Source organism: Actinomadura luteofluorescens (assembly GCF_013409365.1).
Lineage (GTDB): Bacteria > Actinomycetota > Actinomycetes > Streptosporangiales > Streptosporangiaceae > Spirillospora > Spirillospora luteofluorescens.
This window is the reverse complement of record NZ_JACCBA010000001.1, coordinates 7,229,850-7,249,976: the sequence shown is the minus strand read 5'-3', so window position 1 is coordinate 7,249,976 and position 20,127 is coordinate 7,229,850. Positions and strand designations below refer to the sequence as shown.

The window sequence follows — 20,127 nt, the reverse complement described above, 5'->3', positions numbered from 1 at the left end:
GGTTATCCTGCCCTCGTGAGCACCTACGTTCCGCCCGGCTGGCCCTCGCAGGTGCACCCACCGGGCACCGACCGCTTCGTGGACACGGCGCTCGCCTGGCTGCTGGAACTCGTCCCGCCCGAGTACCGGCGCTACGGCGTCCTGCGCCGCTACCCCATCGCCCTCGCCCGCATGGCCCGCCACCACGTCCACGCGTCCGTGGAGGCGGCCCGGGAGGGCTTCCGCACCGCCCGCGTCGATCTCGGGGACGTCGTCCCCCCGCACGGCGTGGAGTCCGTCCTGGAGGCCTACCGCCGCGAGGGCGCCCGCCTCGTCTCCCTCCTCCAGGGGATCGAGCTCGTCGAGACGGCCCTGCGCGGCCTCGCCGAGCCGGACGATCCCACCCATCGGCGCCCGTTCACCCCCAAGCTGTGACCGTCGTGTTGACGCTGTGTCGGCGCGTGCGCAAGCCTTGAACGGTTCCTTAGGGAGGCGGGGTTCCGGTGAGCACACCACCTGGGTGGTACCCAGATCCAGAGTGGATGGGCCGCGAGCGCTACTGGGACGGCCAGACCTGGACCGACCAGTCGCGCCGCTACGACTCCCGCGCCCGCCGCCGCGCCTCGCTGAGCGCCGACCCTCCGCCCGCCCCCGCCCCACGCCCGCAAAGGCCCGGGCCGGCAGCCGTCGCGCCGCCACCACCTCCCCCAGCGCAAGCTCAGCCGGAAACACCGGCAACACCACGGCCGCCGCTTTCACCGCCCGAGCCGCCCCGCTTCGCGTCCACGCCTCAGCCCTCGCCGCCTCCGGCCGAGACGCCGTCTGCTTCGCAGTCGCCTCCGCAAGAGGCCCCGCCCGAACCACCGACGCCTCCCCCGCCGAGCCTCGGCGCCTCCCGCACACCGCAGCGGCCTCTCACGCCCTCCCAGCCGCCGGAACCACCACGTCCCACGGCCCCTCCCCCACCCCCCTCGGCGAAAGTCCCGGCGAAGCCCCCAGCAAGCCTCAGCGAGCCCCGCACGCCACCTCCCCCCGCCGACCCGCACACAACACTGCCTCCCCGGCCGCGTCCGGAATCAGCGTCTCCCGCGACGTCTCCGCCTCCGCTTCCAGCCACCCAGCCGCACACGGCAGAAGCACCACCGAAGACACCGGCGACTCCCCCACCGAGCCTCGCCGAGCCCCGCACGCCACCTCCCCCCGCCCGGCACCACACACCACCACCTGCGGCCACGGCGCCACCTCCTCGCCCGCGCGCGGCAGAACCATCCTCGACTTCACCGCCGCGCCCTGGTGAGGCGCGCACGCCTCCTTATCAGGCGCCGGGGTCTTGGCCTGGGCCTTCTCAGGGGCGGGGCATGCCCGCTTCGTCGCGGTCTGCGCAGCCGCCGCGGCTCGGGGGCGGTCGCGTCCCGCCGCAGGCTGCCCGGCCGCCCTTGCAGGAGGCTCGGATGGAGGCGTCCGCGCCTCCCTCACCAGGTCCGCGGAAGTCTCCTGCGCCGCAGCCTCCGGCGCTGGGGCAGGCGGACGGGCCGGTGCCGCGTTTTCTTCCGCCGGGGCGGCCGCAGGGGACGCCGTCCGGACGGGCCGGTATCGCGATCGGGCTGGTCGTGGCGGCCGAAGGTGGCCTGGTCGCCGCCGTCGCTTTCGGGGCGGGGACCCTCTGGCCCTTGTGGGGCGCGGTGTCGGTGTTCGCCGCGTGGGCGCTCCTGCTGCTGGCGCCCCTCAGCGCCGCGCGCTCCTACGGCTACCGGGAGCCGGACGGCGACGAGCGCGCACGGCTGGAGCACGCGTGGCGCTACGTGCAGCAGCACGCCGGTGTCAGCGGCTACCGGGTCGTGATCGTCGAGTCGGACGGGCTGAACGCGTGCCGGCCGTCGGCGCGCACGGTGGCGGTCACGTCGCATTCGGCGCGCTCGCTGCCGCCCGGGCACCTCGCCGCCGTCCTCGCCCACGAGCTGGGGCATCTCCAGGGGTGGCGGGCGGTGCCCGCGTTCGTCCACGCGCAGGTGACGCTGCCGAACCGGACGCTGCGGTGGGCGCTGCGCACGGCGTGGGCCCCGATCGGCCCGATGTGGAAGCGGGCCGTCGAGTGGCACCGGCCGATCGGCTTCCTGGGGGTGTTCCTGCTGGCCGCCGTCGCCACGGTGGTGACGGCGCTGGTGGCGGTGCCGGCCGCGCTCGCCCACGCCGCCTCGCTGGGCGCGCGCGTGCTCAGCGCCGGAGGCGAGGCGCGGGCGGACGCGGCGGCGGTGCGCATGGGGTTCGGCGCGGATCTGGTCGCGGCCGTGGAGCACCGCATCGAGCACCAGCGCGACGGGCTGCCGCTCTCCCTCGTCCGGCGGGCGCAGGGCCTCCGCCGCCGGCTCGGCTGAGCCCGGTCAGCTCCTCCCGCCGAACAGCGGCGGCGGCCCCTGGCGCGGATCGTCGGGCGGCCGCGGGCCGCTCTGCTGGCCGGGCGGCGGGCCCGGCCGGGTCGACAGGGGCGCCCTCGGCGGGGGCGGCGTCGTCGGCGCGGCCCACTGCGGGGCGGGCGGCGCGCCCCACGGCTGGGAATGCGGGACGGGATCGGGCGCCGTCTGCTCCGTGCTCGGGGCGGGGAGCGCCGGCCGCGGGGGCGGCGGGTCCGGGAGGGGGCCGGTGGTGACGCGGTCCAGCGTGATGATGGCCGGGTCGCATTCGACGGGCGTGATCGTGCGGCCGCGGCCGGGCACCGACTGGACCAGCAGCAGGGCGTGGTCGGGCAGGTGCTGGAGGGTGACGGGTTCGACGGCGTACTCGTACACGCGCTGCGTGGTGTCGGCGTCGCTCCAGTTCGTCCCCTCCGCGAAGGAGTAGGCGGCCGACCAGTTCCGCGAGGTGGAGGTGGAGGTGCCCTCGGTGTCGCTGGTGCTGGTGGACCCGCCCCGGTTGCTGCCGCGCTGGTGGGACGTCGAGCGGTCGGGGAACAGCCCGAACATCTCGCCGCCCGAGTAGGTGGTGCCGGACGAGCGGTTCGTCCCCCAGTTGCGGGACGTCCCGATCGTGCGGCTGGTGCTGTGGGTCTCGGAGTCGCCCGTGCCCTCGGTCTCGGTGGTGGTGTGGGACTCGTTCCCGCCGACGTTCTTCGTGATCTGCGACAGGACGAAGCGGTGGTCGCGCCCGATGAAGTCGGCGGCGCGGGACGCGTCCTCGTGGTTGCCGAGCCGCATGAACGCGACGGCGCCGCCGCCGATCATCTCGGCGGACGTCTCCCGCAGCCGCCGGAACAGCAGGGTCAGCGGGACGCCGCGCCGCTCGCAGGCGTCCGAGAGGCGTTCCAGGTGGCGGCGGGCGAGCTCGTCCGCGCCGGCGACGACGAGGGCGGGCGTGGAGGCCTGCGACGCGGTGATGCGGTGCGTCACCCACTGGACGACGAGGTCGGTCAGCAGCTCGGAGCGGACGTTGCGGGCATGGCTGTCGAGCGCGATGCAGGTCAGGTAGCCGGCGCCCTCCTTCCGGTCCGGCGACGTGCCGAGGTCTTCGAGGGGGTGGACGTAGGACTCGATCCGCGACAGGTTCGCGTGGGTCTGCCGCCGGTACTCCACGGTGAACAGCTCGTTCGTGATGTGGCGCCGCTCCTCGCGGGTCAGCGCGCCGCCGTCGTCGGGCTCGCCCATCAGGGCGCGCAGCGCGGCCGCGATCCGGGCGAGCGTGACGTCGTCGCCGAGCGCGCCGCAGACCTTGGTGAGGATCCGGTCGTCCATGCTGCGGTCGGCGCGCACGGCGTCGGGCGTGCCGCCGTGCATGGACTCGACGATCGCGTCCACGAGGTCGCGGGGCGACATGTCGGCCAGCAGGCTGGACGAGGCCTGGCGGCTGGGCAGCAGCTGCGCGTCCACGCCCATCCACGCCGCCTGGGCCAGCTCGACCAGTTCGCGGCTGACGACCTCGCGGGACAGGTCGAGCACGAGCAGCGGCTGGACGGAGAGGGTGGACGTCCCGTACGTGGTGAGCAGCGCCTCCCACGCCCACAGCGTCCCGCCGAACACGTCCAGGCGGCGGCCGGGGCGCGGGGCCGCGCCCCACTCGGGCAGGTCGTCCAGCCGTGCGCGCTCCGCGGCGTCGTGCGCCTGCTTGCGGGCGTGCCACTGCCGGGCCTGTTCCTGGTAGCCGCTGATGATCTGCTGCTGGGCGAGGTCGTGGACCTGCCGGGCGCTCTGCCGCTGCCGCACGGCCCACCAGGTCAGCAGCGCGCCGGGGCCGAGGGCGATGGCGGCCAGCAGCAGCGAGCCGATCGAGAGGCCCTCGGCGCTGCTCATCGAGCAGGCGGCGAAGAGCACGAGGATCATCGCGATCCCCGCGCTCACCGGAAGCGTCCGGTTCAGCCTCCGCTGCGCGGCCTGGTCGGTCTCCACGACCCGGCGCGCGAGGTAGTCGGGCAGCGCCTGCTGCTGGGGCGGCGCGTCCGGGAAGGGGCTCAGGAACCACCAGCGGTCGCGGAACACCCAGCCCAGGCGTGGATCGGGGCTGAAGAGCCGTTCGCGGCGCGACAGCAATCCTCCATGGTCGACCGGACTGCCCCTCACGATCTGAACCCCCCTTCCCGTCCGGTTGCCGGCGCGATCGTCACGCCCGTCCCGTCCCGCTCGGTATGCCGCAAATAACCCAAGCAGATTGACATGTAACTTGTCAGGCCCTCCGTGAGGAAACGGCCTTCCCAAAGGGCTCCTTGCTCAATAGCCTGACTGCTCATGACCTTGGACCGAGGCGAGATCGCGAAAATGTCCGGCCCGGCCCGCCGGCGCGGCTGACCATGTGGGACGTCGTACGCGGCCTTCCGGTGTGCCGGCTGATGGAGGTCCCCCGTCCGGACGAGACGGACGGACGGGACGAGTGGCGCGACCAGCGGCTCGCGGCACTGGTGTCGGCCTACCACGCGGGCAAGGACCCGGTGCTCGTCGGCTGGCGCCGCGCCGAGGCGTTCGGCCCCACGGAGGTGTTCGTCGGCGGGGACGGGCTCGTCGCCGACCGCGACGGGTCCGCCGCGACCCTCAGCCTCCCGGCGGGCGGACGCGGGACCCTGCTGCCCCAGGGCATCGGCGAGGACTCGATGCCCCACTGGGTGAGCATCGGCGGCATCGCCGACGGGCTCCTGGTGGAGGATCCGCCGCCGGAGGAGCCCGCGCGCCCGTCCCTGGAGGACGGCCTGCTCTCGGTGTGGATGCAGCCGTTCGCCTGGATGCTGGTCGCCGAGCCCGTCGATCCGGACGAGGCGCGGCGCCTCGCCGACGACCTCGCCGACCGGCAGCAGCGCGCCCGGTCGATGGCGGAGCTGTCGCCGGAGGACTCCGTCGCGGCCCTGCGGATGGAGAAGCGGCATCGGGAGCTGCGCCAGGCCGCCACGTCCGGCCTCTGGCGGGTGCATCTGGCGGCGGGGGCGGCGACGCCCCAGGCTGCGGCGCGCGTCGCGGCGCTGGTGTGCGCGTCGGCGGACCTCGGTCGCCTGCCGTACGCGCTGGTCCCGGGCGCGGCCGGGCCGTTCGAGGCGAGCACGCAGCTCGTCGCGGCGCTGGCGCGGCCGCCCGTCCGGGAGGTCGCCGGGGTCCGGTTCGTGATGCGGCCGGACTTCGACGTCACGCCCGAGTCGCCGGGCACCGGGGTCGGCCTGGGACGGGTCCTGGACCGCAACCGCCGCGACGTGGGCCCGATCTCGCTGCCGCTGTCGAGCCTGAACCGGCACACGTTCGTGTGCGGCGCGACCGGCGCCGGCAAGTCGCAGACCGTCCGGTCGCTGCTCGCGGCCGCGTCGGGGGCGGGGCTGCCGTGGCTGGTGGTCGAGCCCGCGAAGGCGGAGTACCGGCTGATGGCGGCGCGGCTCCCGGACGCGGAGGTCGTCACGATCCGCCCGGGGGACGCGGAGGCGATCGCGGCCGGGATCAACCCGCTCGAACCGGCGACCGGGCCGGACGGGCGGCCGTTCCCGCTGCAGACCCACGCCGACCTCGTCCGCGCCCTGTTCCTCGCGGCGTTCGAGGCCGACGAGCCGTTCCCGCAGGTGCTCGCGGCGGCGCTGACCCGCTGCTACGAGCGGCTCGGCTGGGACCTCGCGCTCGGCGAGCCGGCCGCGCCGGGCGCCGCGCCGCGCTACCCGACGCTGGCCGACCTGCAGGCCACCGCCGAGCAGGTCGTCGACGAGATCGGCTACGGCCAGGAGATCACCGACAACGTGCGCGGCTTCATCCGGGTCCGGCTGTCCAGCCTGCGGCTCGGCACCACCGGGCGGTTCTTCGAGGGCGGCCACCCCATCGACTTCGACGCGCTGCTCGCCCGCAACGTCGTCCTGGAGATCGAGGACGTCGGGGACGACCGCGACAAGGCGTTCCTGATGGGCACCGTCCTGGTCCGGCTGGTCGAGCACCTGCGGCTGCGGCAGCGGCAGGGCGCCCCGTCCGGGCTGCGGCACCTCAGCGTGTTCGAGGAGGCGCACCGGCTGCTGCGCCGCAGCGAGCAGGCCGGGCCCGCGTCGCACGCCGTGGAGACGTTCGCGAGCCTGCTGGCGGAGATCCGCGCCTACGGGGAGGGGCTGATCGTGGCGGAGCAGATCCCGTCCAAGCTCGTCCCGGACATCATCAAGAACACCGCCGTCAAGATCGTCCACCGGCTGCCCGCGAAGGACGACCGGGACGCGGTCGGCGCCACGATGAACATCACCGAGGCACAGTCGCAGTTCCTCGTCACGCTGACGCCGGGCGAGGGCGCGGTGTTCACCGACGGCATGGACTACCCGCACCTGGTCCGGATGCCGGACGGCTCGCACCTGGAGGAGGCCGCGCCGCCGACGGCCTCGCCCCGCGCGCTGGTCACCCCCCGCAGCGGGACGTGCGGGACGGACTGCCGCGACTCCCCCTGCACGCTGCGGGACATGCGCACCGCCCAGCGGGCCCTGTCCGACCGTCCCGAACTGGTGATGTGGGCGGAGATCGCCGCCGCCGCCCATCTGACCGGCTGGGGCTCCCCGTACCCGGCCCTCTCCGTCCTGGACGGGCTGCCGCCCCGGATCCGCGACTGCGCCATTTCGCACGTGGTGGACGCGGCCGTCGCGTCCCGCGCCGCCTCCGCCGGCCTGGCCGACCATCTGGCCGGGATGTTGCGGGGCGCCACGTGCGCCGACGACGAGACGGAGTTCTTCGCCGCCCCGTACCGCTGGTGCCTCGTCCTGGAGGAGCTCGGCGAGGCGCGGCGAAGGTCCCCGGACGGCGGGCGCCATCCTCTGAGCGGGCAGTGGGAGCGCCGCTACGGGCGCGCGATTCCCGGTGACACGCTCGCCGAGCAGTACCGCGCCGTCAGCGCCTGGTGGGAACGCGACCAGCGCGACGTCGCCGCCCGCGACGTCGCGGTGTGGGGTTCGTCCCGGGCGCTGGAGACCGCGGTGGGCGCCCTGCGCACCGACCCCGACTGGCCCGACCGCCTCCGCGAGGCGACGTCGGCCCTCGGCGCCCTCGGCGGCCTGATCGACTCCTACACCCCTGCCGGCTAGCCGCGCCCTAGGCGCTCGACCTCCGCGCGTCGACCTCGATCTCGATCTTCATGCGGGGGTCGGCGAGCCCGCACACGAGCATCGTCGCGGCCGGCCGCACGTCGCCGAAGCGGCGCCGCAGCACCGGCCAGCAGGGCTCGAAGTCGGCGCGGTCGGGCAGCAGGTACCGGACCCGCACCACGTCGGCGAACGTGCAGTCCGCCTCCGCGAGCGCGGCCCCGATGTTGCGGAGGCACTGCTCGGCCTGCTCCACCACGTCCTCGGAGATCGTCATGGTGGCGTAGTCGAACCCGGTGGTGCCCGAGACGTGCACCCGGTCACCGTCCACCAAGGCGCGGGCGTAGCCGATCCGCTCCTCGAACGTCGAGCCGCTGAGGATCGCGCGTCGTTCCGTCATGGTCGAAAGTATGGAGCGTTCCGGACCCCGGGCCGGCGGCGGGGTGAGGCGGCGCGCGGCGCCGCGCGGGTCAGGCCAGTTTCTCTAGGTGGTCGGCGGCCTCGGCGGCGCCTCCCGCCGCGGCGAAGGAGTCCCGGACGCGCCCGGCGGCGGCGCGGTGCGCGCCGTCGGCCAGGACGGTCGTGAGGGCGGCCCGCAGCTCGTCCGGCCGGACCCCGTCGAACGGGACCGCGGTCCCCGCGCCCGCCTCCTCCACCATTCCCGCGATGATCGGCTGGTCGTCCCGGATCGGCGCGGCCACCAGCGGGACGCCGTGGGCCAGCGACTCGCACACGGCGCCGTAGCCGCCGTCGCAGACGACCGCCGACATCCGTTCGAGGAGCTTGAGCCGGGGGACCTGCCCGCGGACGAGGACGTTCGGGGGCACGTCCCCCACCAGAGCGGGCGGCGCCGCGAAGACCGCCTGGACGTCCATCTCGCGGACGGTCTCGGCCGCGACCCGGAAGAACCGCTCCCGTGACCGGTCGTCGGCGGTGTCGAGCAAGACGAGCAGGGCGGGACGTCCGTCCAGCCGGTCCCACGGGAACGCGCTCGGCGCGGGACGGCCGAGGACGGGCCCGACGAAGGCGAAGTGGTCGGGGAAGAAGGAGACGTCGCCGAGCAGCGCCCCGGTGGAGAACACCAGGACGAGGTGGTCGGAGAAGCGCAGGTCGAGCAGGTCGTCGATGCCGTGGTCGAGCTGGAACGCGCCGATCCGCTCGCGCACCCGCCGCTCGTCCTCCGGCCGGTCGGCGAGCGGGCGGGTGAACTCGGCCGGCGTCGCCGCGGCCGTGGCCCACGGGATCTCGCGGCGGCGGGCGGCGACGGGCGCGGCGAGGGCGAGCTGGTCGCCGACCACCACGTCCGGGCGGAACCGGTCGAGCGCCGTCTCGACGCCGGGCATCATCGCGTGGCCCAGGGGGACGAGGAACTCCTCCCAGAAGCGGGGGTCGGCGGGGCCGTGGGCCCGGAGCCGGGCGTCGCGCAGGCGCGCCGCGTCCTCGTCGCCGAGGGCGCTGAAGATGCGCGAGCGGGGGCGCAGCCGGGGTTCGAGGGACGCGCGGTGCCCCGTCCAGGCGACCTTGTGGCCGCGGCGGGCGAGCTCGGCGGCGACCGCGGCGACCGCGGTGACGTGCCCGTCGAGGGGCGGGACCGCGAACAGGAAGCGGCGCGACGGGCTGCACGCCCGCGCCACCCCGGGGTCGCCCAGCAGGGACGGGACGCGGACACGGCGGGCGCTCACCGCCCGCCTCCGCCCGGCCGCCGGGCCTGGTCGACGTCGCTCATGCGCGTGCCTCCTCCATGTCCGCCGTGCCGGACGCGGCCGTCCAGGCCACGACGTGTCCTTCGAGTTCGCGGGTCTCCACCGTGGTGACCGTGCCGTTCGCCGCGATCAGGAGCCGTTCGGCGTCGGCGACGGTCACGACCAGTTCGAGGCGGTCCGGCCCGGGCTCCCTTTCCCGCAGCACCGCCTGGAGAACCGCCTGCTTGGCCGCGCGGATCCGCGCGCCCTCCCCGATGGCGGCCAGACCGATGCCCGCCGGTTCGCGGCCGGGCCTGACCAGGGCCACGCCCAGGTCGGCGTCCGAGGCGATCGCGAGGGCGAGCGGCTCCTCGAACGGCCCCGTCACGGCCGGGCCGTCCTGGACGGCGAGCTCGGCGGGGAACAGCGGCCCCTGGCCGTCGCGCCACAGGTGGTCGCGGACGGCGTCCTTGGCCGCGATCCGTCCGAGCAGCCAGGGCCCCTGCGCGAACGGCGGGAGGGCCTCGTACTCGGCGCGCTCGGCGGCGCAGAGGTACTGGCGCATCAGCAGGTCGCGGGACGCGGTGCCGTCCCACCGCTTGCGGGCCAGGCACCAGCCGCCGGGCTGCGGCTCACCTGTTCCGGACACCTCGGGGGTGAACTTCATCCGCCAGAGCGCCTCGTCGGTGTAGAAGCGGTGGGTGGTCCATCCGTCGACGCGCCCCCACACCGTTCCGTTCTCCGTGACCATCTCCGCTGAGCAGCGCATGGTGGTGTCGGTGAGGGACTGGTTCCAGATGGTCGTGTCCAGGTCTTCCCCCGGGGACGGCGTGGGCCCGTAGAGGGCGACACGCTCGATCCCCACGGGGAAGACGGTCTGGTTGGTGTCGCCGTACACCTGGAGCCAGTGGGCGCAGAGCTGCCCTGCGCCGTCCAGGAGCGCGCCCGGTGTGGGCAGCGAGGTCAGGACGGCCCGCACACCGTCCTCCGCGAGCGCCGTGATCTCGGTGACGCCGCGGAAGAGCGGGCCGTGGTGCATCCAGCGTTCCTCGTAGAGGCGCTCGGCGGTGACGATGGGCGGCCCTTCGATGCTCAGCGGCGTGCGGTCCGGCTGGGGCGGTGCCGCGAAGCGCTCGGCGAGCAGGACCGTCCCGTCGGCGTGGCCGTTGACGACGACCTTCACCTTGCGGGGCCGCCCGGCCGACTCGATGAGGTAGGCGCGGATGTCGGCGGCGGTCGCCGGGGCCGCGACGAGCCAGCGGACCGCGCGGACGTTCTCGAATCCGACGACGACCAGGTCGGGCAGCAGCTCGCGGGCGGTCTCGGCCATGACCTCCAGCAGCCCCGCCAGCGGAACGATCGGGAACCTGTCCGACATGTCCGGCCAGTCGGGGGGCTGCGGGACGAGGCAGTGGTCGCGCAGCCACGGCATCGACTCGACCGAGAAGACGCGGGAGACGTTCAGCTCGGCCGCCACCGGCGAGACGTCCTCGCCCGGGACGGGCGGCAGCGGAGGTCCGCCGCCGAGCGCCTCCAGGACCGACTGCGCACCGCTCGTCGCGTCGTCGAGCAGGGCCTCCAGTTCGGCCAGCACGGGATCGTCCGCCGGCAGCGGCGGCGTTCCCCGGCCGAGCCGGATGGGCTCCACCGCGCCGTCCAGCCTGACCAGCGGCGTCCCGAGGTCCAGGCGCATGCCCGTCGCGGAGGGCGCGGGCGGCGAGGACGCGCCGTAGCCCTCGGTCCACAGCGCGGCGACGACGCGGCGGAGCTGCGCCATCCCGTCGCGCTTCGGCACGTTGACGGCGATCGCGAGGTGCTCGCGGCCGCCGAGGCGGTCGGCGACGAACTCGGTGAGGCCGCCCGGCCCGACCTGCACGAACGCCCGCACGTGCGCCGCGCCGTACAGCTCCTCGACCAGCTCGCTGAACCGGACGGGCTCCAGCAGGTGGCGCGCGACCAGCTCGCGGACCTCGGCGGGGCGGCGCGGGAACGGCGCGACCGTTGTCGCCGACCACAGCGGAACGCGGGGCTCGCGGATCTCCAGCGCCTCGAACGCGCGCCGCACCTGCTTCTCGTACGCCTCGGCGAGCGGGGTGTGGAACCCCGACCGGAACGGCAGCTCCCGGCCGAGCACACCTTCGGAGGCGAGCCGGCCCAGGACCTCGCGGACCTCCCCGGCCGGGCCGCACACCACCGACTGGTGCGGGCAGTTGTCGTGGCTGACGACGACGCCGGACCGCCCGCCCACGGCCTCCTGCGCCCGGGCCGCGCCGCAGCCGAGGGCCGCGTACGCGACGTCGGGGACGTCCAGTGCCTCGCCGTCGAGGGCGCCGAGGAGCGCCTCGACCGCGTCCGCGTCGCAGACCCCGGCGGCGGTCATCGCCGTCCACTCGCCGAGGCTGTGGCCCGCCGCCACATCGGGCTCGACGCCGAGCCTGCCGAGGGCCGCGGTCAGCAGCCGGCCGGCGCGGAGCACGTCGGCGGCGTGCCCGACCAGGTCCGTGCGGCCGGTCAGCGCGGGCGCCGACATGCCGAAGTGCGCGGCGACGTCGTCCACCCGCGGGTCGAAGGCGGCCTCGAAACCGGGGTACAGGAACGCCAGCCGACCGCCGTCCGCGAGGAGGGGGCGGGGCGAGAACCACACGTCGCTGCGGCCCCGCCAGGCGGTTCCGCGCTGGACGAGGGCCCGCGCCAGGTCGAGCCTGCGCGCTGTGGGGCCGACGATGGCGAGACGGCACGGAAGGTCGGGGACGTCGTCGCGGATCCCGGCGAGAAGCTCCTCGTCGGGGGCGGCCAGGACCTTGGACAGTTCCTCGGTCGTGCGGGCCGCCAGCCGCAGGACGCCCTCGTCGGAGTGCGGCGCGTCGAGCCTGCGCCGCCGCGGCCTGCGGGCGGCGGGCGGCTCCTCCAGGACCACGTGCGCGTTGGCGCCGCCGAACCCGAACGCGTTGACCGCCGCCCTCCGGGGGCCGCCTCCGTCCCGGGCCCACTCCGCGGCCTCCCGGACGAGCCGCAGCCGGCCGCCCTCCAGCGCCGGATGCGGGTCGTCGACGTGCAGCGTCGGCGGCAGGACGCCGTCGCGCAGCGCGAACGCGGCCTTGAGCAGCCCGGCGATCCCGGCGGCCGGCATCGCGTGCCCGATCATCGACTTGACCGTGCCGAGGCCGATCTGCGGACCGGCCGTGCCGAAGACCCGGCGCAGCGTCGCAAGCTCAGCCTCGTCGCCCGCCGGAGCGCCCGAGCCGTGCGCCTCGATCAGCCCCACCGCGCCGGGCGCGGCCGGGTCCAGGCCCGCGTCCCGCCACGCCCGCTCGACCGCGAGGACCTGCCCGTCCACCAGCGGGCTCAGGAGGCTCGCGGCGCGGCCGTCACTGGACGATCCGGCGCCCAGGATCACCGCGTGGACGCGGTCCCCGGCCCGCCGGGCGTCCGACAGCCGCTTGAGCAGGACGACGCCCGTCCCCTCCGACAGGAGCGTCCCGTCGGCGGCCCGGTCGAACGGCCGGATCGTCTCGCTCGGGCTCAGCGCGCGGAGCCGGCTGAAGACGCCCCACACGGTGGCGTGGTGCGCGTGGTGGACGCCGCCCGCCAGCATCGCGTCGGCCTGCCCGCCGCGCAGCGCCCGCACGGCGTGCTCGACGGCGAGCAGCGACGACGCGCACGCCGCGTCCAGCGTGTAGGCCGGGCCGCGCAGGTCGAACCGGTCGGCGACGCGGGCCGCGGCGAAGCTCGGCAGCAGCCCGGCCGAGGCGTCCGGCTCGTCGGGGCCCAGCCGGTCGCAGAACGCCCGGCGGATCTCCGCCAGCCGCCGCGGCCCCAGTTCGGGCACCAGTTCGCCGAGGATCCCGGCGACCTGGTGGGACGTCCTGACCCGCTGGTCGAACCGCGCCACGCCCGGGGTGATGTAGCCGCCGCGCCCGAACACGACGCCGATCCGGGCCCGGTCGGGCAGCCGGTCGGCGCCGCCCGCGTCCGCGATCGCGTCCCCGGCCGCGCGCAGCGCCAGCAGGTGGTCGGGCTCCATGCCCCGCACCGCCGCCGGGACGATGCCGAACCTGGCCGGGTCGACGGTGGCCAGCTCGTCGACGAACCCTCCGCGCCGGCAGTAGAACCGGTCGCCCTCCGGCTCCCGCCCGTACGCGCCGGGGTCGTAGTAGAGCTCCGGGTCCCAGCGACCGGGCGGGACGTCGCCGATCGCGTCGACCCCGTCGAGGACGTTGCGCCACAGTTCGGCCGCCGAGCCCGCGCCGGGGAACACCGCCCCGGCACCGACGATCGCGATCGGCTCCGCCGCCTCGCTCACCGGACGGTCCCGGTCAGCACGACCCACGTCTCGTCCCCGTGCGCGATCTCCCTGAGCAGCGCGGCCGCCCCCGCGTCCGGGTCGATCGGCCCGACGCCGCACCGCGCGTGCTCGCGCGCCAACTCGGGCGGCACCGCGCCGCCCGCCCAGGGGCCCCATTCGGCGACGAGGACCCGCCCGCGCAGCCGCCTCCGCCACACGTGCGCGAGCGCGCCGCACGCGTCGCCGGCCGCCGCGCAGCCGGCCTGCCCGGGGTCGCCGCGCACCCCGGCGATGCCGCCGAGGACCACGAAGAACCCGAGGCCGGGACGGACCGCCTGGACGAGCGCGGCGGCGCCGTCCACCTTCGTCTGGTACACCCGCGCGAACGACTCGGGCGAGGTGTCGCGGACGAGGCGGTCCCCGGCGAGGCCGGCGCCGTGGACGACCCCGTCCAGCCGCTGGTGCCGCCGGTAGACGTCGTCCACCACGGCCCGCACGGCGCCCGGCCTCCGCACGTCCGCCGCGTGGTACCGCACGGAGGCGGCGTGCTCGCCCAGGGCCGCGAGGGTCCGGCGGATCTCGCGCTCGGCGAGGAGCCGGCGGACCGCCGCCTCGATCTCGGCGGGCTGCTCCTCGCCGTGCGCCACGAGCGCCCGCCGCAGCCCGGCCTCGTCCTCGGCGTCCGGGAACTCCGGCTCCCCCACGGGCTCGGGGGTGCGGCCCACCAGCTCGATGTGGCATCCGCTCGTCCGGGCGAACTCCAGGGCGACCCGCGCGGTGGCGCCCCGCGCGCCCCCGGTCAGCAGGACGACGCCGTCCGCTTCGAGGCGCGACTTGTCGGCCGCCTTCCCGCCGGGCGGTCCGGCGGGGATCAGGTCCAGGGCGTTGCGGCGGCCGCCCTCGTGCCCGACGACGACCGGCGCCTCGGCGGTCAGCAGCTCGGCCAGGATCCGCTGCGCGATCGCGCGCGGGGTGTCCTTGGTGTCGACGTCCAGCGCGCGGACGAGCACCTCCGGGTACTCGCGCGCGATGGTCCGGGCCAGCCCGCCCAGGCCCGCTCCCGGCCCCGGGTCCCCGACGGCGCCGCCGTCGAACCGGTGCCCGAACGTCCCGCCGGCACCGCTCGCGAAGACCAGCCAGCGCAGCCCGCCGGCCAGCGCCCGCCGGACGCCGCCGAACGCCTCCGGCAGGACGCGCGCGGCCCCCGGCCGCAGCGCCGCCAGATGGACGAGCCCGTCGCAGGGCCCGTCGACGTCCGGCGGGACGCGCACCTGCGCGCCGTGCCGCTCCAGCAGGTCGGCCAGTTCGAGCGCGACACCGCACGCGTCGTCCACGATCAGGAACCGCCTGCCCGCGAACCCCGTCCCGGACTCCGGCGGCGCGGGCAGCGCGGCCAGCTCCACGATCCGCGGGACCTGCCGCGCCAGCCGCGGCGCGGGACGGCTCCCGGACAGGTCCGCGGTCCCCACATGGGCGGGCCGCGACGGGCGGGACCCGGGTTCGGGCGCGGCGGGCTCCGGGACGGCGGGCTCCGGGACGGTGGGGCGCGGCGGCTCGGCGGGCGCGTCCTCGCGGTCCTCGCCGGTGCGGGCGCGGATCACGGCGCCGGCGGCGGCGTGCACGTCCCGCGCGCCGCCGGCGGCCGGCCGCTCCTCCGGCGCGTCCTGCGCCGACTTCCCGTCCGGCAGCGTCTCCCCGAGCAGGACGGGACGGGGCGCGGGGACGGACCGCGCCGCCGCGTCCCGTCCCGCCGGGGACGCCAGGTGCCGCAGGACCACCTCGCGCTGCGCGGCGATCACCTCGCGGCTGGCGCGCAGGTACTCCAGGACGGCGGCCTCCGAGCCGCCCGGCCCGGGCCCCTCGATGCGCTCGGCGGGCCGGAGCCCGCCCGCCGGGTACCCGCCGTCAGCGGTGCGGACGAGATGGCCGTTGACGATCCACCCGGGCGCCGGGGCGGGCTCGCCGGAGAGCGGGCGGGCGTCGCGCCCGGCGAACAGGGGCAGCGGGTCGACCGGGACGCCCGCGGCGGCCAGCTCGGCTAGCGCGCCCAGCAGCCCCGCCAGGGCGTTGCCGCCGGGCGCGTCGCAGCTCACGGCGGTGTGCGGCCGGTCCCCGAGGATCGCGGCGACGAGGCCGGTGAGGACCCGTCCGGGGCCCGCCTCGACGAAGGTGCGGGCGCCCGCCGCGTACATCGCCTCGATCTGCCCGGCGAAGAGGACGGGCGCGGCGAGCTGCCCCGCGAGGGTGGCGGCCAGCTCGGACGGGTCGGAGTCGTAGGGCGCCGCCGTCGCGTTCGACCAGACCGGGAACGCGGGCGAGCGCAGGTCGCGGCCGAGCAGCTCCGCGCGCAGGTCCGCCGACGCGGCGGACGCGAGCGGGCTGTGGGCCGCGCACGCGACCGGTGTCCGCTCGGCGCGCAGGCCCGCCCCCGACAGGACGCCCAGCGCGCGGTCCAGCCCCGCGGAGGTTCCGGCGATCATGACCTGGCGGGGCGCGTTGTGGTGGGTCACGGCGACGTCGCCGATCTCCGCCAGCGCCGCGCGCACCCGGTCCGGCGCCGCGGCCACCGCCGCGCCCGCACCGGGGCCGGCCGCCGCCAGGACCGCCCCGGCGCGCGCGGCGCTCAGGCCGATCATGTCGGCGTCGTCGAACACCCCGGCCGCGCAGAGCGCGACGAGCTCGCCGCAGCCGTGCCCGGCGGCGAGGTCGGGGTGCACGCCGACCGCGGTCAGCAGCCGGTGGACGGCCAGCCCGGCGATGCCGAGCGCGGGCTCCGCGGTCCGCGCGTCGGCGATCTCCGCCCGATGGCGGCGGGACTCGGACCGGGTGAACGCCGCGGGCGGGAACATCGCGGCCGCGTACCGTCCGCCGGCGTGCCGCAGCAGGCGCTGCAGGCGGGGGAACCCGACGAAGAGGTCCGCGAGCATTCCGGGCCGCTGGCTGCCCTGCCCTGGGAAGAGGAACGCGACCTGCCCCGGCTCGCCGCAGGCGGGGAAGACGCCCGGCGCCGGGCGGAACGTGGCCGCGAGCGCGAGTTTGGCCCCGAGGTCCTCAAGGCTTGAAGCGACCAGGGCCACCTGCACCGGGCCTTCGAACGAGGCGGCGGTCCTGGCGAGGTCGCGCAGCCGGGGCCCGCCGGGCAGCAGCGCCGAGAGCCGGTCGATCCCGGCGCGGGCGGCGGAGCGGTCGGCTCCGCGGATCAGGAACAGCTCGGCCGGCCACTCGTCGAGCCCGGACACCGGCTCGGGAGCGCCGTCGTAGCCGGCGAGGACGGCGTGGAAGTGCGCGCCGCCGACGCCGAAGCCGCTCAGCCCCGCATACCGTTCGCCCGGTGCGGCGGCCCACGGCCGGGCGGCGCCGCCGAACGCGAACGGGCCGTCCGGCGTCCACTCCGGATTCGGCCGGGCGAGGTGCAGCGTCCCCGGCAGGACGCCCGTGTGGAGCGCGTACGCGGTCTTGATGAGTCCGGCGAGGCCCGCGGCGCACCCGGTGTGCCCGATCTGCGACTTCACCGACCCGAGCGCGACGCTTCCCGGCGCGGCCCCGGCGAACACCGAGGCGAGCGCCGCCAGCTCCGTCCCGTCGTCCGCCTCGGCGCCTGAGCCGTGCGCCTCGACGAGCCCCACGGACGCGGGCGGCACGCCCGCGCGCTCGTAGGCGCGCTCCAGGGCGCGGCGCTGCCCTTCGGGCTGCGGCGAGGCGAGGTCGGGGGCGCGGCCGCCGCCGGCCCCGGCCACCGACTTGACCACCGCGTAGATCCGGTCGCCGTCGCGTTCGGCGTCCGCGAGGCGCTTGAGGACCACGCACCCGACGCCCTCGCCGAGCGCGACGCCGTCGGCGGACGAGTCGAACGCGGCGCAGCGCCCGGACGGGGACAGCGCGCCCGCCGAGGCGAGCAGCAGGTGGTCCTGGATACCGGTGCGCAGGTCGGCCCCGCCGCACAGCACCATGTCGCTGGTCCCGGCGGCGAGCTCCTTGCAGGCGGCGTCGAGCGCGGCCAGCGACGCGGCGCCCCCGGCGTCCACCGTGTGGTGCGCGCCGCCGAGGTCGAGCCGGTTCGCGATCCGGCCGGCGACGACGCCGGTGAGGACGCCGGGCAGGGAGTCCCCGGTCGGGCGCGGCAGCCGCTCGTCCAGGCCCGGGGGCACCTCGCCGTAGTAGGACGGGAGCGTCGCGCGCATCGCGTACGCGGTGCCGAGGTCGCCGCCCCCCGCCGCGCCGAAGACCACCGACGTCCGGGACCGGTCGAACGGGCGGTCGGCGTACCCCGCGTCGGCCAGCGCCCGGGACGCGACCTCCAGCGAGAGCAGCTGGATCGGGTCGACGCCGCCGAGCGCGCCGGGCGGGATCCCGTGGGCCCGCGCGTCGAACGGGACGTCGGGGACGAAGCCGCCCCACTTCGAGGGCGTCGCGCCCTCCCCGGACGGCGAGTAATGGATCTCCGGGTCCCAGCGGGCGACCTCGGTGACCGCGTCGGCGCCGCCGACGATGTTCGCCCAGTACTGCCCGCCGTCGCGGGCCCCGGGGAAGACGCAGCCCATGCCGATGACCGCGATGTCGGCCGGGCGGGCCCCTCTCGCGGCCGCCGCGGGCCCGGCCGCGCCCAGCTCGGCCGCGCGGGCGGCCAGGAAGGCGGTCGCGCCGGAGGTGACCTGCGCGTGCAGGTCGGCGATCCGGGTCGTGGCCGTCCGCAGCGCGGCGACCTGCCCGATCATGTAGAGGCCGTCGGCGCGCTGGACGTCGGCGTCCACCGGCGTGTCGCGGCGCAGGCCCTTGCTCGCGACGCGCAGGCGGCTGAGGTTCAGCTTCTCCAGGCGCCGCCACACCTCCCGCCGCGGCGTGCCGACCTGCTCCAGCTCGCGGCGTGTCTCCTCGAACGTCCGGACGTAGGGGGTGGGCGCGCAGCGGGTGGAGAGGCCGGGCGAGGTCTCCAGCAGGGCCGTCCCGCGGCAGGCGAGCGCGACGTCCTGGAAGCCCGGCAGGATCGCGCCGGCCGCGACGGCCTCGGCGGTGAACAGGTACGCGGTGCCCATCAGCACGCGGACGTCGGCGCCGCGCTCGGCCAGCGGCCCGGCGAGCGCGGCGACCATCGCCGCGGAACGGGCGTCGTGCACGCCGCCCGCGAACATCAGCGACAGCTCGCGCGGGTCGCCGCCGAACGCCGCGAGCCGCTCGGCCTGCGCGTCCCACAGCGGGAAGCTCGCGCGCGGCCCGACATGGCCGCCGCACTCCCCGCCCTCGAACACGAACCTGCGGGCGCCCTCGGCGAGGAACCGGTCCAGCAGCTCCGGGGACCGGGCGTGCAGGTAGGTGCTGGTCCCGGCGGCCTCCAGCGCCGCGGCCTGCGCCGGGCCGCCGCCCGCGATGATCGCGTAGGGCGGGGCGGCCTCGCGGACCGCGGCGAGCTGGGCGTCCCGCAGTTCCGGCGGCGCGATCCCGAGGACGCCGACGCCCCACGGACGCCCGCCGAGCCGGTCGGCGGTCTCGCGCAGCAGCTCACGCACCCGGCCGGGGTCCATCAGGGCGAGCGCGAGGAACGGCAGGCCGCCGTCCTGCGCGACCGCGCCGGCGAACGCGGAGGTGTCGCTGACCTGCGTCATGGGGCCCTGCACGACGACCGGCCCGGAACGCGGCGCGAGCGGCTCGGACCGCACGGCGGCCCGCAGGTGCAGCTCGATCTGCTCCCGGACGGCCCGCACCACTCCCCCGGCCGTCCTGTACCGCTCGGCGAGCGCGGCGGCGAGCGGCGCGTCCTGCCCCACGGGCAGCGGGCGCCGCCCGTTCTCCGGGACGCCGGACTCCCGGCGGTACCCGTCGACGACCTCCGTCTCGGTGCCGTCCATCGTCGCGAGCCTGGCCGCGACGCCGGCGGGCGGCTCCGCCTCGCGGACCAGCGCGAGCTGGACGTCCAGGACGACACCGGCCGCGCCCCCGGCGACCGCCGCGGCGGCGGAGTGCGGCCCGATCCCGCCCGCCGCGTACACGGGGACGGCCGTGCCGCCCAGGCGATCCATGTCCGCCAGGAGGTGCTGGAGCAGCACGAAGGTGGTCAGCTCGCCGACGCGCCCGCCCGCCTCGCGGCCCCGCGCGACGAGCCCCACGTCGCCGGTGATCTCCCGGGCCGCGGCGATCGCGGCGGCGGCCTCGTCCGGGCCCACGACCTCCACCAGGAGGCGGCGCCCGCGGACGAACCCGGCGACGTCCGTCCCCTGTGCGCGCTCGCCCACCAGCACGGGCGCGTCGACCAGGACCGTCGCGGCGGTCTCGGGGACCTCGTCCGGCTCGATCCGGCACCCGGCGGGCACGCGGACGCCGAACGGGCCCTCCCACCAGCGGCCGGCGTCGGCGAGGGCGGCCAGCCCGGCCGCCCGGTCGGCGCCGAGGTCGAGCACGCCGGTGCCGCCCGCGCGTGCGACGGCGACGGCGAGATGGGGCGCCGGCCGGCCGAACGGGGAGACCCCGATGATCTCGATCGGGGGCCGCTCGCCCCGGCCTCCGTCCCGCCCGCCCCTGCCCGCCATGCACAGCCCCCCGACGTCCCGCGCGGCCCGGCGCGTGACCGGCGCGGCTCGCAACAACGGTGCGCAACACTACGGTCGGCGACGCCTCGATCACGGAGGCGACACACCCGGGGGCGCGTTGATGGCGGCACGGCTAAGGAGATTGGAACGTCCCTTGACGCGCGG

The 20,127-nt window shown here is 76.8% G+C and carries 8 protein-coding genes and 1 pseudogene; 4 read left to right on the top strand and 5 right to left on the bottom strand.

Annotated elements, in window-relative coordinates:
• The first annotated feature begins 15 nt into the window (after window positions 1–15).
• The 3 genes and pseudogenes from BJY14_RS33635 (at window position 16) to BJY14_RS45885 (ending at window position 2,354) form a co-directional block, all read left to right on the top strand.
• Window positions 16–414: a hypothetical protein gene (locus BJY14_RS33635; RefSeq protein WP_179847292.1), complete on the top strand. Its 399-nt coding sequence runs from the start codon at window positions 16–18 to the stop codon at window positions 412–414.
• Window positions 415–482: 68 nt separating this feature from the next.
• Window positions 483–572 (top strand): annotated as a pseudogene (locus BJY14_RS47830) (DUF2510 domain-containing protein); the annotation flags it as partial.
• A 942-nt stretch (window positions 573–1,514) separates the two neighbouring features.
• On the top strand, window positions 1,515–2,354 hold the full coding sequence (locus tag BJY14_RS45885; protein WP_312879513.1) for a M48 family metalloprotease: 840 nt from the start codon (window positions 1,515–1,517) through the stop codon (window positions 2,352–2,354).
• 6 nt (window positions 2,355–2,360) lie between these two features.
• Here BJY14_RS45885 and BJY14_RS33625 read toward each other — a convergent pair whose 3' ends face one another.
• A complete protein-coding gene (locus BJY14_RS33625) occupies window positions 2,361–4,526 on the bottom strand; it encodes a hypothetical protein (RefSeq protein WP_179847290.1) in 2,166 nt (721 codons plus the stop codon).
• A gap of 266 nt (window positions 4,527–4,792) precedes the next feature.
• Between BJY14_RS33625 and BJY14_RS33620 the strand changes: the two genes are divergently transcribed.
• Window positions 4,793–7,477, top strand: coding sequence for an ATP-binding protein (locus BJY14_RS33620; RefSeq protein ID WP_218905703.1), 2,685 nt, complete (start codon window positions 4,793–4,795; stop codon window positions 7,475–7,477).
• A gap of 7 nt (window positions 7,478–7,484) precedes the next feature.
• On the opposite strand, the gene BJY14_RS33615 is transcribed toward BJY14_RS33620, so the two are convergent.
• From BJY14_RS33615 to BJY14_RS33600, 4 genes are all read right to left on the bottom strand, one after another.
• Window positions 7,485–7,874 (bottom strand): RidA family protein, encoded by a 390-nt coding sequence (locus BJY14_RS33615; RefSeq protein WP_179847289.1) that lies wholly within the window; start codon window positions 7,872–7,874, stop codon window positions 7,485–7,487.
• A 70-nt stretch (window positions 7,875–7,944) separates the two neighbouring features.
• Complete coding sequence (locus BJY14_RS33610) at window positions 7,945–9,156, bottom strand: glycosyltransferase (RefSeq protein WP_312879512.1); 1,212 nt, start codon at window positions 9,154–9,156, stop codon at window positions 7,945–7,947.
• A 40-nt stretch (window positions 9,157–9,196) separates the two neighbouring features.
• The gene (locus BJY14_RS47455; RefSeq protein WP_179847288.1) at window positions 9,197–13,459 is read right to left on the bottom strand and encodes a beta-ketoacyl synthase N-terminal-like domain-containing protein; all 4,263 of its coding nucleotides are present in this window, start codon (window positions 13,457–13,459) and stop codon (window positions 9,197–9,199) included.
• Complete coding sequence (locus BJY14_RS33600; protein WP_179847287.1) at window positions 13,456–19,962, bottom strand: type I polyketide synthase; 6,507 nt, start codon at window positions 19,960–19,962, stop codon at window positions 13,456–13,458. The genes BJY14_RS47455 and BJY14_RS33600 overlap by 4 nt, the downstream gene beginning before the upstream one ends.
• Window positions 19,963–20,127 lie beyond the last annotated feature (165 nt).